Genomic DNA, 14,627 nt, shown 5'->3' on the forward strand with positions numbered 1-14,627 from the left:
CGGCACTACCGCGCCGCGGTGCGGGACCGGCTCCGGCGCTGCCACAGCCGGGACACCGCGGCGATGAACAGGAACAGCACCGCCGTCGAGGCCAGCTGTATCCGCGCGGCGGAGTCGAACAGCATGAGCACGATGAACGCGCCGAGCATGGCCAGGGTCAGCCAGCTCAGGTAGGGGAACGCCCACATCCGGACGGTGAGGCGGCCCTCCTGTTCGAGCGTGGGCCGCAGCCGCAGGTGCGAGACGACGATGAAGATCCAGATCGCCAGCAGGGCGGAGCCGACCGCGTTGAGCAGGATGCCGAGGATGTCCTCCGGCAGCCACCAGTTCAGCAGGACCGAAACGAACCCGAAGAACACGGACAGCAGCACGGCGTTGCGGGGAACACCCGTGCGGGAGAGCTTCGCGAGCACGGTCGGGCCGTCGCCGCCCCGGGCGAGGGAGTACGCCATGCGTGAGGTGCCGTAGACGTTGGCGTTGAACGCCGACAGCAGGGCGATCACCACGACGAGTTCCATGAAGCCCGACACGTACGGCAGGCCGGCGATGTCGAGGACGCTCACGAACGGCGAGGTCTCCCCGCTCGCCGACGTCCACGGCAGCACCAGCACCATGATCGAGATCGAGCCCAGGTAGAACAGGCTGATGCGCCACACGACGGTGCGCACCGCGGTCGCGATGGACCGCTCGGGGTCGCGCGACTCGGCCGCGGCGATGGTGACGATCTCGATGCCGCCGAACGCGAAGGCGACGGCCAGCAGGCCGGCGGCGATACCGGCGAGCCCGTTGGGGGCGAAACCGTCGCCGTCGCCGAGCAGGTGTGTCAGTCCCACCGGCTCGGTGTCCGGCAGCAAACCGAACACCAGCATCACGCCGATGACGAGGAACGCGATGATGACCGCGACCTTCAGCGCCGCGAACCAGAACTCGAACTCGCCGAAGTTGGCGACCTTCGCCAGGTTCACCACCGCGAAGAACGTGACGAACACCAGGGCCACCACCCATTGCGGCACGCCCGGCAGCCAGCTGCTCACGATCGCCGAGGCGCCGGTGATCTCGACGCCCAGCACCATGATGAGCATGAACCAGTAGAGCCAGCCCATCGTGAAGCCGGCCCATTCACCGATGCCGATGCGGGCGTAATGGGAGAAGGATCCGCTGGCCGGGAGGGCCGCTCCCATCTCCCCGAGCATGCGCATCACGAAGACGATCATGATGCCGGCCAGGACGTAGGAGACGATCACCGCGGGTCCGGCGGCGGCGATGCCGACGCCGGACCCGAGGAACAGGCCTGCGCCGATCGCGGAACCGAGTCCCATCATCGTCAGGTGCCGGACCTTGAGCCCGTGCTCGAGGTGGTCGGCTTCGGTGAGTGTGTGCTCGGTTTTCGACACGATCGGTTTCTCTGGGTCAGTCGTTGGCGTGCAGCGCCGCATTCAGTTCGACGCCGGTGCCCTTGGTGGGAACCACCTCGACGGCGCCGGTGACCGAGTTGCGGCGCAGCATCAGGTTGGAGCGGCCGTTGAGGTCCTTGGCCTTGACGACGGTGCCGTCGGGGCCGCTGACCTTGGTGCCGGCGGTGACGTACAGGCCGGCCTCGACGATGCAATCGTCGCCGAGGGAGATGCCGACACCGGCATTGGCGCCGAGCAGGCAGCGCTTGCCGATGGCGATGACCTCCTTGCCGCCGCCGGACAGGGTGCCCATGATCGACGCGCCACCACCGATGTCGGAGCCGTCGTCGACGACGACGCCCGCGGAGATGCGGCCCTCGACCATCGAGTTGCCGAGCGTGCCCGCGTTGAAGTTCACGAAGCCCTCGTGCATGACGGTGGTGCCGGCGGCCAGGTGCGCGCCGAGGCGGACACGGTCGGCATCGGCGATGCGCACCCCGGACGGCACGACGTAGTCGACCATGCGGGGGAACTTGTCGACGCCGTACACGGTCACGGGGCCACGGATGCGCAGGCGCGAGCGCACCAGTTCGAAGTTGTCGACGGCGCACGGGCCGTAATTGGTCCACACGACGTTGGCGAGCAGGCCGAACACGCCGTCGAGGTTGGCGCCGTGCGGCCGGACGAGGCGGTGCGACAGCAGGTGCAGCCGCAGGTAGGCGTCGTGCGCGTCGGCCGGCGGCTGGGACAGGTCGGCGATCGTCGTGCGGACCGCGACCTGGTTGACCTCGCGCGCCTCGTCGGCGCCGACGAGCAGCGCGAAGTCCGACGGGATGTCCGTGCCCTCGAGCCGGGACGTGCCCGTCTCGCTGTATTCGCCCAGCGTGGGGGCCGGGTACCAGGTGTCGAGAACGGTGCCGTCCGCCGCGATGTTGGCGATGCCTACTGCTGATGCTCCCTGTGCACTCACGGTCGTGAAGCGTACGCGAGGCGTCGTCGTTCGCACCGGCGGCCTGGGAAATCGCTCCACGTATTGTTCTTGCATGTCTGCACCGCGCCTGGACCTGCACGCCGATCCGATCGAGCTGACCGCTGCGCTGGTCGACATCCCCAGTGTCTCGCAGGACGAGGCGGTGATCGCCGACTCCGTCGAACAGGCGCTGCGCGAGCAGACCACCGGTTTCGAGATCGTCCGCAGCGGCAACGCGGTCCTCGCGCGGACCCGGCTCGGCCGGCCGAGCCGGGTGCTGCTGGCCGGGCATCTCGACACCGTGCCCATCGCGGACAACGTGCCGTCGCGGCGCGACGGGGAGTTGCTGTACGGCTGCGGCACGGCCGACATGAAGTCGGGCGACGCGGTGTTCCTGCACCTGGCCGCCACCATCGCGGACCCGGCGCACGATCTGACGCTGGTCTTCTACGACTGCGAGGAGATCGCCGCGGCCTACAACGGTCTCGGCCGCATCGAGCGGGACCTGCGGGACTGGCTGGACGCGGACGTGGCGATCCTCGGCGAGCCGACGGCCGGGCAGATCGAGGCGGGCTGCCAGGGCACCCTGCGGGTGCGGATCTCGGCGACCGGGGTGCGCGCGCATTCGGCGCGGTCCTGGCTGGGTGACAATGCGATCCACCGGCTGGCCCCGGTGCTGGAGCGGCTCGCGGCCTACGAACCGCGATCGGTGGACATCGACGGCTGCGTCTACCGCGAGGGTCTGTCCGCGGTACGGATCGCCGGCGGCGTCGCCGGCAACGTGGTGCCCGACGCCGCGGACCTCGACGTCAACTTCCGGTTCGCGCCCGACCGCACCGTCGAGCAGGCTCTCGCGCACGTGCGGGACGTGCTCGACGGTCTCGACGTCACCCTCGAGCTCACCGACAGCTCGCCCGGCGCGCTGCCCGGCCTGGCCCACCCCGCCGCCGCGGACCTCGTCGCCGCGGCCGGCGGCCGGTTCCGGGCCAAGTACGGATGGACGGACGTCGCGCGCTTCGCGACGCTGGGGATCCCGGCGGTCAACTACGGTCCCGGCGATCCGAACCTCGCGCACAAGCGCGACGAGCACGTGCCCGTGAAGCAGATCACGGAGGTCGCCGGCACGCTGCGGAGGTATCTGGCCGCCTGACGCACGATGCGGGGCATCGGCCGGGGCGGCCCGGCGGCATCCCCTAATCTGGGCGCATGGCGCGCGACACCGACCCCGGATCCCGCGACCGTGCGAGTGCCGATGTGGTGCACCGCGGTCCCGTCCAGTTGCGCCGGGACCGGGCGACCGAGACCACGACGATGGACCAGCGACTGCTGGACCGGAGGGGCCCCTCCGACTGGGTGCACACCGATCCGTGGCGGGTGCTGCGCATCCAGAGCGAGTTCGTGGAGGGTTTCGGTGCGCTGGCGGAGGTGCCGCGCGCGGTGGCGGTCTTCGGCTCTGCCCGCACCCCCGTCGACCACCCCGAGTACGTCACCGGCCGTGCCCTCGGGGCCGCGTTGGCCGCGGCGGGCTATGCGGTTGTCACCGGCGGTGGGCCGGGGGCGATGGAGGCGGCCAACCGGGGCGCGAGCGAGTCGGGCGGGTTCTCCGTCGGACTGGGCATCGAGCTGCCGTTCGAGCAGGCCCTCAACGAATGGGTCGACCTCGGACTGAACTTCCGCTACTTCTTCGCCCGCAAGACGATGTTCGTGAAGTACTCCCAGGCCTTCGTCTGCCTGCCCGGCGGTTTCGGCACGCTCGACGAGCTGTTCGAGGCGCTCACGCTGGTCCAGACCCACAAGATCACCCGGTTCCCCATCGTGCTGCTGGGCACCCACTACTGGGCGGGGCTGCTCGAATGGATCCGGCACGCGATGGTCGGCGAGGGCCGGATCTCACCGAGCGACCTCGATCTGCTGTACCTGACCGACAGCGTGGAGGAGGCGGTGCAGATCGTCGTCGACGCCCATCGCGGGCAGGACGAGTCGGCGCTGTACGGAGGGGGCGGGGCGTGGTGAGCGGTTTCCATCCGTTCGAGGGCATCGGCGGCGAGCGCACCGTCGAGGCGCGGGCGGTGTGCGTGTACTGCGCCTCCGGGCCGGTCGACGAGTCCTACCTCAAGTTCGCGGCGGCGGTGGGGACCGCCATCGGACGGCGCGGCTGGCAGCTCGTCTCCGGAGGCGGCAACGTGTCGATGATGGGTGCGCTCGCCCAGGCGACGCGCGCCGCCGGCGGGCACACCGTCGGTGTGATCCCCAAGGCGCTGGTGCACCGCGAGGTCGCCGACGTCGACGCCGACGAGCTGATCGTCACGGACACGATGCGCCAGCGGAAGCAGGCGATGGAGGAGCGCGCCGACGCGTTCGTCACGCTGCCCGGCGGGATCGGCACCCTCGAGGAATTGTTCGAGACGTGGACGGCCGGCTATCTGGGCATGCACGCCAAGCCGGTGGTGCTGCTCGACCCGGTGGGGCACTACCGGGGGCTGCTCGACTGGCTCGAGGCGATGGTGCCGGCCGGCTTCGTCAACCGCCACGCGCTCGACGGCCTGCAGGTCACCGGCGACATCGACGACGCCCTCGACCGCTGCGCCGGGTGAGGGGCTTCCGCTTCGCGCCGAGGTTGCTTACTCTGCAGTAAGTTCCTGTCCGCCAGTAACCGAGGATGCCATGACCGAGTCCGGCTCGACGATCTCCCTGGTGGGTCTCGCCACCCAGCTTCCGCGAATGCTGCCCGACGCACCGAGCCTGCTACGCGGCGCGCGGGGTCTCATCCGGCGGCCGGACGCGCGCGAGACGATCGGGTCGGTGTTCCAGCGCCTCGCGGAGCGGAACCCGGACCGGCCGTTCCTGCGATTCGAGGGCGACGCCCTCAGCTACGGCGACGCCAACGCCCAGGTCAACCGCTACGCCGCCGTGCTCACCGCGCAGGGTGTGCGCACCGGCGACGTCGTCGGCGTGCTGATGAAGAACCGTCCGGAGGCGTTGCTCGTCGCGCTCGCCACGGTCAAGCTCGGTGCCGCGGCCGGCATGCTCAATCACCATCAGCGCGGCGAGGTGCTCGCGCACAGCCTCGGCCTGCTCGACAGCCGGGTGCTCGTGGTCGGGGAGGAATGCGAGGAGGCCCTGGAGTCCCTCGACGGGGCGCCGCCGGCCGGAAAGGTGCTGCGCGTCGGCGAACTCGACGACCTCGCCGTCGCCGCCGACTCCGCGAACCCCGCCGTCACCGACCGCCTGCAGGCGAAGGAGACCGCCTTCTTCATCTTCACCTCGGGCACCACCGGCATGCCCAAGGCCAGCCGGATGACCCATTTCCGGTGGCTGAAGTCCATGTCGGGCCTGGGCAGCCTGGGCGTCCGGCTGCGCCGCGACGACACCCTGTACTGCTGCCTGCCGCTGTATCACAACAACGCCCTCACCGTGTCGCTGTCGTCGGTGCTCGCCGCCGGCGCCACCTTCGCGCTCGGCCGCAAGTTCTCCGCCACCGGATTCTGGGCCGACGCGAAGCGCAACGGCGCGACGGCGTTCGTCTACATCGGGGAGATCTGCCGCTACCTGCTCAACCAGCCACCGTCGCCGGACGACCGCGACAACGGCATCCGGTTGATGGTGGGCAACGGACTGCGGTCCGAGATCTGGACCGAGTTCACCCAGCGGTTCGGCATCGCCCGCGTCGCCGAGTTCTACGGCGCCAGCGAGTGCAACATCGCGTTCGTCAACGCGCTCAACCAGCCGCGCACCGCGGGTGTCTGCCCGCTTCCGTACGCAGTGGTCGACTACGACCACGAGACCGGCAAGGCGCTCCGCGGACCGGACGGCCGGCTGCGCCGGGTCGGCCGCGGCGAGGTGGGCCTGCTGCTGGCGAAGGTCACCGACCGTGCCCCGTTCGACGGCTACACCGATCCCGAGGCGAGCGAGTCCAAACTCGTGCGCGACGGCTTCGAGGACGGCGACACCTGGTTCGACACCGGCGACCTCGTCCGCAGCCAGGGCTTCATGCACGTCGCGTTCGTCGACCGCCTCGGCGACACCTTCCGGTGGAAGGGCGAGAACGTCGCCACCACCGAGGTCGAGGCGGCCGTGTCGGCGAACGAGTCGATCTCGCAGGCAGTGGTCTACGGGGTCGAGATCCCCGGCACCGACGGCCGGGCCGGCATGGCCGCGATCACGCTCCACGACGGTGCCGAGTTCGACGGCACCGCGCTCGCGGCGCAGCTGTACCGGGCGCTGCCGTCGTACGCGGTGCCGCTGTTCGTCCGTGTCGTCGGCGAACTCGAGCACACCTCGACGTTCAAGAGCCGCAAGGTGGACCTGCGCAAGCAGGGCTACGCCGACACCGGCGACGACCCCGTCTACGTGCTCACCGGGCCGGAGGAGGGCTACCGGCCCGCGTACGACGGCTACGTCGAGGCCGTCGCCGGGGGCGAGCTGCCGGCGGGCTGACTCCCGCTGGGCCGGTTCCTGCCCGGGCCCGCCCGCGGGTGCGTGCCAGGATGGAAATCATGACCGCCTCCGTCACCGTCTCGCCGACCCTCTGCGGCCGCCCGGTCGCCACCGACCGGGCCCTGGTGATGGCGATCGTCAATCGCACCCCGGACTCGTTCTACGACCGGGGCGCGACCTTCACCGACGACGCTGCGATGGCGGCCGTGGATCGGGCCGTGGCCGAGGGCGCGGACCTCGTCGACATCGGCGGCGTGAAGGCCGGCCCCGGCGAGGTGGTCGACGCGGCGGAGGAGACCCGGCGGGTGGTGCCGTTCGTCGCGGCGATCCGGGCCCGCCACCCCGGGCTGCTCATCAGCGTCGACACCTGGCGCAGCGACGTCGCGCGGCGCGCGGTGGCGGAGGGGGCGGATCTGATCAACGACACGTGGGCGGGTGCCGATCCGGAACTGGTGACCGTCGCGGCCGAACTCGGCGCGGGCATCGTCTGCTCGCACACCGGAGGTGCGGTCCCGCGCACCCGGCCGCACCGCGTGCGCTACACCGACGTCGTCGCCGAGGTGACGCGCGAGATTGTCGCCGCGGCCGAGCGGGCCGCGAAGGCCGGGGTGCCCGGCGACGCCATCCTCATCGATCCGACCCACGATTTCGGCAAGAACACCTTCCACGGCCTCGAGTTGTTGCGGCACGTGGACGTTCTCGTAAATACCGGGTGGCCCGTGCTCATGGCGCTGAGCAACAAGGACTTCATCGGGGAGACTCTGGGGGTGGAACTCGCCGACCGGTTGGAGGGCACATTGGCAGCGACAGCACTTGCGGCCGCGGCAGGCGCGCGGATGTTTCGGGTGCACGAGGTGGCGGCGACCCGTCGCGTGGTCGACATGGTGGCGGCCGTCGCCGGCACGCGCCCCCCGGCGCGCACCGTCAGGGGGCTGGCATGAGCACCGCGATGACCCGGCCGTGGGCCGAGGCGAACAGCTGGGACGAGCCCGGATGGAGCATCGCCGAACTCGAACGCGCGAAGCGGGGCCGAACCGTGTCGGTGGTGCTGCCCGCGCTCAACGAGGAGACGACCGTCGCGGGGGTGGTGGACACCATCCATCCGCTGCTCGGCGGGCTGGTCGACGAGCTGATCGTGCTGGACTCGGGGTCCACCGACCGCACGGCGGAGCGGGCCCGCAGCGCCGGCGCCCGCGTCCTCTCCCGGGAAGAGGCGGTGCCGGGCCTCGCCCCGGTGCCCGGCAAGGGGGAGGTGCTGTGGCGCTCCGTCGCGGCCACCACGGGTGATCTCATCGCGTTCGTGGATTCGGACCTGCTCGACCCCGATCCGGCGTTCGTCCCCAAGCTGCTCGGACCGCTGCTCACCGGCGACGGAATCCACCTGGTCAAGGGCTATTACCGCCGCCCGCTCCGGGTCAGCGGCGCCGAGGAGGCCAACGGCGGGGGGCGGGTCACGGAACTGGTGGCGCGGCCGCTGCTCGCGGCGCTGCGGCCGGAGCTGACGTGCGTGCTGCAGCCGCTGGGCGGCGAGTACGCCGGTACTCGGGAACTGCTGTCGGCGGTGCCGTTCGCGCCCGGCTACGGCGTCGAGATCGGGCTGCTGCTCGACACCTACGACCGGCTCGGGATCGGCGCGATCGCCCAGGTCAACCTCGGCGTGCGCAAGCACCGGAACCGGCCGCTCGGGGAGCTGGGGGTGATGAGCCGGCAGATCGTCGGCACCATGCTCGCCCGCTGTGGGATCCCCGACTCGGGGGCGGGCCTGACCCAGTTCCTGGTGGACGGCGACGCGTTCGTCCCCGTCACCACGGAGGTCAGCCTCGCGGACCGGCCCCCGGCCGCCACCGTGGCCTGACGCCCCGGGCGCCCTGTCGGTGGCCCGTGCCAAGATCGGTACATGCTGACGGTTCTGCTCTACCTGCTCGTCATGGTGGTCGTCGGCGCGGTGCTGTTCCTCGTGGCGAGCGCGGTGTTCGGCCGCGGGGAGACCCTGGCGCCGATCCCGCCGGGCACCACCGCCACGGCCCTGCCGGTCACCGACGTGACCGGCGCGGACGTCCGGGATCTGCGTTTCCAGCAGGTGCTGCGGGGCTACAAGACCGCCGAGGTGGACTGGGCGCTCGACCGGCTCTCGCACGAGATCGACGACCTGCGGGCCAGGCTCGCCGCGTACGAGGACGCCGAGCGGGGCACGCCCGGTGGCGACGCCGCGGTGGGGCAGGCCGACGCATCCGTTGCGGTAGAGGCCGCAGGGGACCGCTCGGACAGGGGGGAGTAGCGATGGACGAGGACCGGGTGCGCTGTCCGTGGGCGGTGGATCCGCCGGGGTCCACGCTGTACCGGGACTACCACGACGAGGAGTGGGGCCGCGAGCTGCACGGGCGCGACGAGCTGTTCGAGCGCCTTGCCCTCGAGGCGTTCCAGTCGGGGCTGTCGTGGCTGACGATCCTGCGCAAGCGGGAGGCGTTCCGGTCGGCGTTCGCGGGGTTCGACGTCGAGGTGGTCGCCCGCTACACGGACGACGATGTCGCTCGCCTGCTCGGCGACGCCGGCATCGTCCGGAACCGGCGCAAGGTCGAGGCGGTGGTCGCCAACGCCCGGGCGGTGCTCGACCTGGAGGGCACGGACCTCGACGCGCTGCTGTGGTCGTTCGCGCCGGCGCGGCGCGCCCGGCGGTTCCGCTCCGTGGCGGAGGTGCCGGCGGTGACACCGGAGTCGACGGCAATGGCCCGCGAACTGAAGCGGCGCGGCTTCGCGTTCGTCGGTCCTACCACGGCGTATGCGCTCATGCAGGCCACCGGCATGGTCGACGATCACCTCGCCGACTGCTGGGTCGAGACGGACGTTCGACCAGTTTCCGGCCACATTAGGGCATAGTCAGCTACCCGGCGGTCGGCCGGATAGGGAAGAATGATGTGGCGAGCCTCGTCGAATTCCGACGAGGCCCCCACGGTAACCCACGCGCGCAAGAGTCGAGCGCAGATTTGGAGGGAGCAGAGGATGGCGGCCATGAAGCCCCGGACCGGGGACGGTCCCCTCGAAGCAACCAAAGAGGGACGAGGAATCGTCATGAGGGTTCCACTCGAGGGTGGCGGACGTCTGGTCGTCGAACTCACGCCGGAGGAAGCTGCAGCGCTCGGCGAAGAGCTCAAGGGCGTCACCAGCTAGGTGTCGGCACCCGGCGACGATTCGCCGGGTTCTCCGGGCCCCGCGCTCCACGGTGCGCGGGGCCCGTTGCTGTTCGTACTCCGGTGCTCTTCGTTTCTCGGAAGGACTGCCCGTGCTCGACGCGGTGACCGATCTGCTCGCCTGCCCGCAGTGCGAGCGCGGACTCGATCTCGACGACGGCGTGCTGCTGTGCGAGGCCGGGCACAGCTTCGATGTCGCCCGCCAGGGGTATGTCAGCCTCCTCACCGGGGCCGCGACGCGGTTCACCGGCGACACCGCGGAGATGATCGCCGCGCGGGCGGACTTCCTCGAGGCGGGACACTACGATCCGCTGCGCGACGCCGTCGCCCGCGCCTGTGCCGAGCGTCCCGGCGGCGACGGCACCGCCCGCGTCCTCGAGGTGGGCGCCGGCACCGGGCGGTATCTCGCGGCGGTGCTCGACGCGCTGCCGGGCAGCCGCGGCGTCGGGCTCGACGTGTCCAAGCCCGCGGTCCGGCGCATCGCCCGCAGCCATCCCCGCGTCGGGGCCGTGCTCGCCGACGTGTGGCGGCAGTGGCCGATCCGCAGCGGCGTCCTCAGCCACGTGCTGTCCGTCTTCGCCCCGCGCAACGCCGCCGAGACGCACCGGGTCCTCGCGCCGGGCGGCGTGCTCGTCGTCGCGGCCCCCACCCCGTCGCACCTGCGCGAGCTGGTGGCCCTGCCCGGCATGGTCCAGGTGGACGAGCGCAAGACCGAGCGGCTCGGGGCGGCCCTGTCCGGCGCGTTCGAGCGGGTCGACCGCGCCGACGTGCAGTACACCCTGGAGCTCGACCGTCCGGCACTCGGACAGCTGGCCGGCATGGGGCCCTCGGGGCACCACCTGACCGCCGAGCGGCTGGCGGAGCTGGTCTCGGGGCTGCCGGAGCCGTTCCCGGTGACCGCCTCGGTGACCGTCACCGTGTGGGAACGGCGCGCGACGCACTGAGCCGGGACGCTCAGTGCCGCGCGGCGGCGACCTCCTGGTACACCGCGAGGGTCTGCCGCGCGATCTGCGCCCAGGAGAACTCCGCGATGGCCCGCACCCGTCCGGCCCGGCCCATCTCCGCAGCCAGGGCGGCGTCGCCGGCGACCTCGTTGATCGCCGCGGCCAGCGCCTGCTCGTACGCCCGCGGCTCGTAGGAGTTGTAGTGCACGAGCCGGCCGGTGACCCCGTCCTCGACGACCTCGGGGATGCCACCGACGTCCGACGCGACGACAGCGGTCTCGCAGGCCATCGCCTCGAGGTTCACGATACCCAGTGGCTCGTACACCGATGGGCACACGAAAACTGATGCCGCGGAAAGGATCTCACGGACCGAGTCGGTGGGGAGCATCTCGCGGACCCAGAAGACGTTGCCGCGCCGGCGCTCGAGTTCGGCCACCGCCTGCTCGGTCTCGGCGGCGATCTCCGGGGTGTCCGGCGCGCCGGCGCACAGCACCAGCTGAATCCCGGGGTCCACGTCGTGGGCGGCGGCGATGAGGTGCCCGACGCCCTTCTGGCGCGTGATGCGCCCGACGAACGCGACGATCGGCCGATCGGGGTCCACCCCGATCTTCTCCAGGGCGGACGGCTCGCCCGGCTCGGCCGGCCCCGGGTGCCACACCCCGGTGTCGATGCCGTTGCGCACCACGTGCACACGGGCCGGGTCGACGAACGGATATGCGTCCAGCACGTCGAGGCGCATCCCAGCGCTGACCGCGATGACCGCGTCCGCGTGCTCGACCGCGTTGCGTTCGGACCACGAGGAGACGCGGTAGCCGCCGCCCAGCTGCTCGGCCTTCCACGGCCGGCGCGGTTCGAGCGAATGTGCCGTCAGCACGTGCGGCACGTCGTACAGCTCGGCGGCGAGATGCCCCGCGAGGCCGGTGTACCAGGTGTGGGAGTGGACGACGCCGGCACCGCTCGCGGCGTGCGCCATCCGCAGCTCGGCGGACAGCGTCGTCAGCGCCGGGTTGGCGCCCGCCAGTTCGGGGTCGGGTCCGTGGACGAAGGCGCCCTCGCGGGGCGCCCCCATGCAGTGCACGTCGACTTCGCACAGCCGGCGCAACTGCGCAACCAATTCGGTGACGTGCACGCCGGCACCACCGTAGACCTCCGGCGGGTACTCCCGCGTCATCATTGCCACCCGCACCGGATCAAACTATCCGGCGCGTGACGTTCCGGCCACCGATGGGCCTCTTCGCTGGCGGCGGAGGGGGGTGGCGGATAGGTTGACTGTGTGAGGAGCCAGCCCCATGTGCTTGGAATCGTGCTCGCCGGCGGCGAGGGCAAACGCCTGTATCCGCTGACGGCGGACCGCGCGAAACCGGCGGTACCGTTCGGCGGTGCCTACCGACTGATCGACTTCGTGCTGAGCAACCTGGTCAACGCCGGGTTCCTGCGGATCTGCGTGCTGACCCAGTACAAGTCCCATTCGCTGGACCGGCACATCTCCCAGACCTGGCGCCTGTCGGGCTTCACCGGCGAGTACATCACCCCGGTGCCGGCGCAGCAGCGGCTCGGGCCGCGCTGGTACACCGGCAGCGCCGACGCCATCCTCCAGTCGCTCAACCTCGTCTACGACGAGGATCCGGAGTACATCGTGGTGTTCGGCGCCGACCACGTCTACCGGATGGACCCGGAGCAGATGGTGAGCCAGCACATCGAGTCCGGCGCGGGCGTGACCGTCGCCGGCATCCGGGTACCCCGCAGCGAGGCGTTCGCGTTCGGTTGCATCGACACCGACGAGCAGGGCCGCATCACCCAGTTCCTCGAAAAGCCCGCGCACCCGCCCGGCACCCCGGACGATCCCAACGTCACCTTCGCCTCGATGGGCAACTACGTCTTCACCACCAAGGTGCTGGTGGAGGCGCTGCGGGCGGACTCCGAGAACCCGGACTCGGACCACGACATGGGCGGCGACATCATCCCCGCCCTCGTCGCGCAGGGCGCCGCGCACGTCTACGACTTCAACGACAACGTCGTGCCGGGCGCCACCGAACGCGACCGTGGCTACTGGCGCGACGTCGGCACCCTCGACGCGTTCTACGACGCGCACATGGACCTGGTGTCGGTGCACCCGATCTTCAACCTCTACAACCGGCGCTGGCCGATCCGCGGCGCCTCCGAGATGTGGCCCCCGGCGAAATTCGTCCAGGGCGGTCTCGCGCAGGAGTCGATCGTCGGATCGGGCAGCATCCTGTCGGCCGCCACCGTCCGCAACTCGGTGCTCAGCTCCAACGTCATGATCGAGGACGGCGCCACCGTCGAGGGCAGTGTCCTGATGCCGGGCGTGCGCATCGGCAAGGGCGCGGTCGTGCGGCGCGCGATCCTCGACAAGAACGTCGTCGTCGGCGACGGCGAGATCATCGGCGTGGACCTCGAACGCGACCGGCAGCGCTTCGCCGTCAGCAGCGGCGGCGTCGTCGCCATCGGCAAGGGCGTGTGGATCTGATCGGAGCGTGCGCCGGGGCCTAGAGCTTGGCGGCGCAGAGCAGCCCGTCGCCCACCGGCAGCAGCACCGGTGCGAGACGCTCGTCGGTCACCACGGCCCGCGTCGCCTCTCGGACGGCGAGGACGGCGGAGTCACGCTCGCCCGGGTCGGCGACCCGGCCGCAGAGCAGCGCGTTGTGCAGCACGATGACCCCGCCCGGTCGCAACAGCCGCACGCCCTCGCGGACGTAGTGCGGATGATCGGCGGGGGTGGCGTCGACGAAGACCAGGTCGTAGGCAGAGTCGGCCAGCCGCGGCAGCACGTCCAGCGCGCGCCCGTTGATCAGCCGGGTGCGGGAGGCCGTGACGCCGGCCTCCCGGAACGCGGTCTTGGCGGCACGCTGATGCTCGGGCTCGCTGTCGATGGTGGTGAGGACGCCGTCCTCGCGCAGGCCCCGCAGCAGCCAGAGTCCGCTGACGCCGGCGCCGGTGCCGACCTCGACGACCGTCCGTGCGTCGAGCATGCGGGTGAACATCGCCAGGGCCGCGCCCACTGCTGCCGGGATCGGATCTGCGCCGAGATCGAGGGCACGCTCACGCGCCAGGGCGAGGTTCTCGTCCTCGGTGACGTTCTCGACGTGGGCCAGGATCCGTTCGGCATTCGTGTGCACCCCAGTGAGGTTATCGTCGCCGGGGGCCGGTCGCAGGCAGGCGCGCACGGCGGGTGGATTCTCAGGCGATGCTCAGGTTGCTCATATCGGCACCACATCCCCGTGCGTGACGGTGTAGATACCACAGCAGACCGCACCGACAGCGCGATCGGGGTACCGGGAACAAGCCGGCGCCCCCGGGTGTTGGACGAAGACACCGACACCCACGATCAGCGGTCCCGAAGAGGAGGATCCAGCGATCCACATGGCCGATTCCCCCCAGCTCCCCAGCCCCGACGCCGAGCCCACGGCCGACGTCGAGCTCACCGGCACGGCAGTGTTCGACGCCACCGGTGACCGTGCGGTGATGCCGTCGTGGGACGAGCTGGTGCGCGAGCACGGCGACCGGGTGTACCGGCTCGCCTACCGCTTGTCCGGAAACGCGCAGGACGCCGAGGACCTCACCCAGGACACGTTCATCCGGGTCTTCCGCTCGCTGCAGAACTACCAGCCGGGCACCTTCGAGGGCTGGTTGCACCGCATCACCACCAACCTGTTCCTCGACATGGTCCGGCGCC

The 14,627-nt window shown here is 71.1% G+C and carries 16 protein-coding genes; 12 read left to right on the plus strand and 4 right to left on the minus strand.

What is annotated here, in order from left to right; translation table 11 throughout:
* Positions 1-5 precede the first annotated feature (5 nt).
* Entirely contained in the window at positions 6-1,394 is a 1,389-nt protein-coding gene (locus AIIKEEIJ_RS02730) for an amino acid permease (RefSeq protein ID WP_065922828.1), read from the minus strand.
* A gap of 16 nt (positions 1,395-1,410) precedes the next feature.
* Complete coding sequence (dapD, locus tag AIIKEEIJ_RS02735) at positions 1,411-2,364, minus strand: 2,3,4,5-tetrahydropyridine-2,6-dicarboxylate N-succinyltransferase (protein WP_029542360.1); 954 nt, start codon at positions 2,362-2,364, stop codon at positions 1,411-1,413.
* Between the two features lie 73 nt (positions 2,365-2,437).
* On the opposite strand from dapD, the gene dapE reads away from it, so the two are divergent.
* The 10 genes from dapE (at position 2,438) to AIIKEEIJ_RS02785 (ending at position 10,933) form a co-directional block, all read left to right on the plus strand.
* Positions 2,438-3,514, plus strand: coding sequence for a succinyl-diaminopimelate desuccinylase (dapE, locus tag AIIKEEIJ_RS02740; RefSeq protein WP_161994877.1), 1,077 nt, complete (start codon positions 2,438-2,440; stop codon positions 3,512-3,514).
* A 56-nt stretch (positions 3,515-3,570) separates the two neighbouring features.
* Positions 3,571-4,377, plus strand: a complete 807-nt coding sequence (locus AIIKEEIJ_RS02745; protein WP_006933996.1) for a TIGR00730 family Rossman fold protein — start codon at positions 3,571-3,573, stop codon at positions 4,375-4,377.
* Positions 4,371-4,958: a TIGR00730 family Rossman fold protein gene (locus tag AIIKEEIJ_RS02750; protein WP_161994878.1), complete on the plus strand. Its 588-nt coding sequence runs from the start codon at positions 4,371-4,373 to the stop codon at positions 4,956-4,958. Before AIIKEEIJ_RS02745 ends, AIIKEEIJ_RS02750 begins: the two co-directional genes overlap by 7 nt.
* Before the next feature lie 70 nt (positions 4,959-5,028).
* On the plus strand, positions 5,029-6,801 hold the full coding sequence (locus AIIKEEIJ_RS02755; RefSeq protein WP_006938811.1) for a long-chain-acyl-CoA synthetase: 1,773 nt from the start codon (positions 5,029-5,031) through the stop codon (positions 6,799-6,801).
* 59 nt (positions 6,802-6,860) lie between these two features.
* Positions 6,861-7,742: a dihydropteroate synthase gene (gene folP, locus AIIKEEIJ_RS02760; RefSeq protein WP_043799255.1), complete on the plus strand. Its 882-nt coding sequence runs from the start codon at positions 6,861-6,863 to the stop codon at positions 7,740-7,742.
* Positions 7,739-8,656: a glucosyl-3-phosphoglycerate synthase gene (locus tag AIIKEEIJ_RS02765; protein WP_029542464.1), complete on the plus strand. Its 918-nt coding sequence runs from the start codon at positions 7,739-7,741 to the stop codon at positions 8,654-8,656. The genes folP and AIIKEEIJ_RS02765 overlap by 4 nt, the downstream gene beginning before the upstream one ends.
* Positions 8,657-8,698: 42 nt before the next feature.
* Positions 8,699-9,079, plus strand: a complete 381-nt coding sequence (locus AIIKEEIJ_RS02770; protein WP_043799256.1) for a DivIVA domain-containing protein — start codon at positions 8,699-8,701, stop codon at positions 9,077-9,079.
* 2 nt (positions 9,080-9,081) lie between these two features.
* Complete coding sequence (locus AIIKEEIJ_RS02775) at positions 9,082-9,678, plus strand: DNA-3-methyladenine glycosylase I (protein WP_006938803.1); 597 nt, start codon at positions 9,082-9,084, stop codon at positions 9,676-9,678.
* A gap of 123 nt (positions 9,679-9,801) precedes the next feature.
* A complete protein-coding gene (locus AIIKEEIJ_RS02780) occupies positions 9,802-9,969 on the plus strand; it encodes a DUF3117 domain-containing protein (RefSeq protein ID WP_003936084.1) in 168 nt (55 codons plus the stop codon).
* 112 nt (positions 9,970-10,081) lie between these two features.
* Positions 10,082-10,933: a putative RNA methyltransferase gene (locus tag AIIKEEIJ_RS02785; protein WP_006938800.1), complete on the plus strand. Its 852-nt coding sequence runs from the start codon at positions 10,082-10,084 to the stop codon at positions 10,931-10,933.
* A gap of 10 nt (positions 10,934-10,943) precedes the next feature.
* On the opposite strand, the gene glgA is transcribed toward AIIKEEIJ_RS02785, so the two are convergent.
* Positions 10,944-12,119 carry a glycogen synthase gene (gene glgA, locus AIIKEEIJ_RS02790; protein WP_029542466.1) on the minus strand — a complete coding sequence of 392 codons (1,176 nt, stop codon included), beginning with the start codon at positions 12,117-12,119 and terminating at the stop codon, positions 10,944-10,946.
* An 87-nt stretch (positions 12,120-12,206) separates the two neighbouring features.
* Between glgA and glgC the strand changes: the two genes are divergently transcribed.
* Positions 12,207-13,421 carry a glucose-1-phosphate adenylyltransferase gene (glgC, locus tag AIIKEEIJ_RS02795; RefSeq protein ID WP_037200697.1) on the plus strand — a complete coding sequence of 405 codons (1,215 nt, stop codon included), beginning with the start codon at positions 12,207-12,209 and terminating at the stop codon, positions 13,419-13,421.
* Between the two features lie 19 nt (positions 13,422-13,440).
* Here the strand turns inward: glgC and AIIKEEIJ_RS02800 are convergent, their stop codons facing one another.
* A complete protein-coding gene (locus AIIKEEIJ_RS02800; RefSeq protein WP_006938797.1) occupies positions 13,441-14,070 on the minus strand; it encodes an O-methyltransferase in 630 nt (209 codons plus the stop codon).
* A 244-nt stretch (positions 14,071-14,314) separates the two neighbouring features.
* On the opposite strand from AIIKEEIJ_RS02800, the gene AIIKEEIJ_RS02805 reads away from it, so the two are divergent.
* Positions 14,315-14,627 (plus strand): sigma-70 family RNA polymerase sigma factor (locus AIIKEEIJ_RS02805; protein ID WP_161994879.1); only part of this gene is annotated, 313 nt, incomplete at its 3' end.

Source organism: Rhodococcus sp. YH1, assembly GCF_009939605.1.
Lineage (GTDB): Bacteria > Actinomycetota > Actinomycetes > Mycobacteriales > Mycobacteriaceae > Rhodococcus > Rhodococcus aetherivorans.

Bases quoted from the DNA above. Each gene is read 5' to 3' on its own strand.
- dapE (WP_161994877.1), top strand. From the start codon at position 2,438: ATGTCTGCACCGCGCCTGGACCTGCACGCCGATCCGATCGAGCTGACC.
- AIIKEEIJ_RS02745 (WP_006933996.1), top strand. From the start codon at position 3,571: ATGGCGCGCGACACCGACCCCGGATCCCGCGACCGTGCGAGTGCCGAT.
- AIIKEEIJ_RS02755 (WP_006938811.1), top strand. From the start codon at position 5,029: ATGACCGAGTCCGGCTCGACGATCTCCCTGGTGGGTCTCGCCACCCAG.
- folP (WP_043799255.1), top strand. From the start codon at position 6,861: ATGACCGCCTCCGTCACCGTCTCGCCGACCCTCTGCGGCCGCCCGGTC.
- AIIKEEIJ_RS02765 (WP_029542464.1), top strand. From the start codon at position 7,739: ATGAGCACCGCGATGACCCGGCCGTGGGCCGAGGCGAACAGCTGGGAC.
- AIIKEEIJ_RS02770 (WP_043799256.1), top strand. From the start codon at position 8,699: ATGCTGACGGTTCTGCTCTACCTGCTCGTCATGGTGGTCGTCGGCGCG.
- AIIKEEIJ_RS02775 (WP_006938803.1), top strand. From the start codon at position 9,082: ATGGACGAGGACCGGGTGCGCTGTCCGTGGGCGGTGGATCCGCCGGGG.
- AIIKEEIJ_RS02780 (WP_003936084.1), top strand. From the start codon at position 9,802: ATGGCGGCCATGAAGCCCCGGACCGGGGACGGTCCCCTCGAAGCAACC.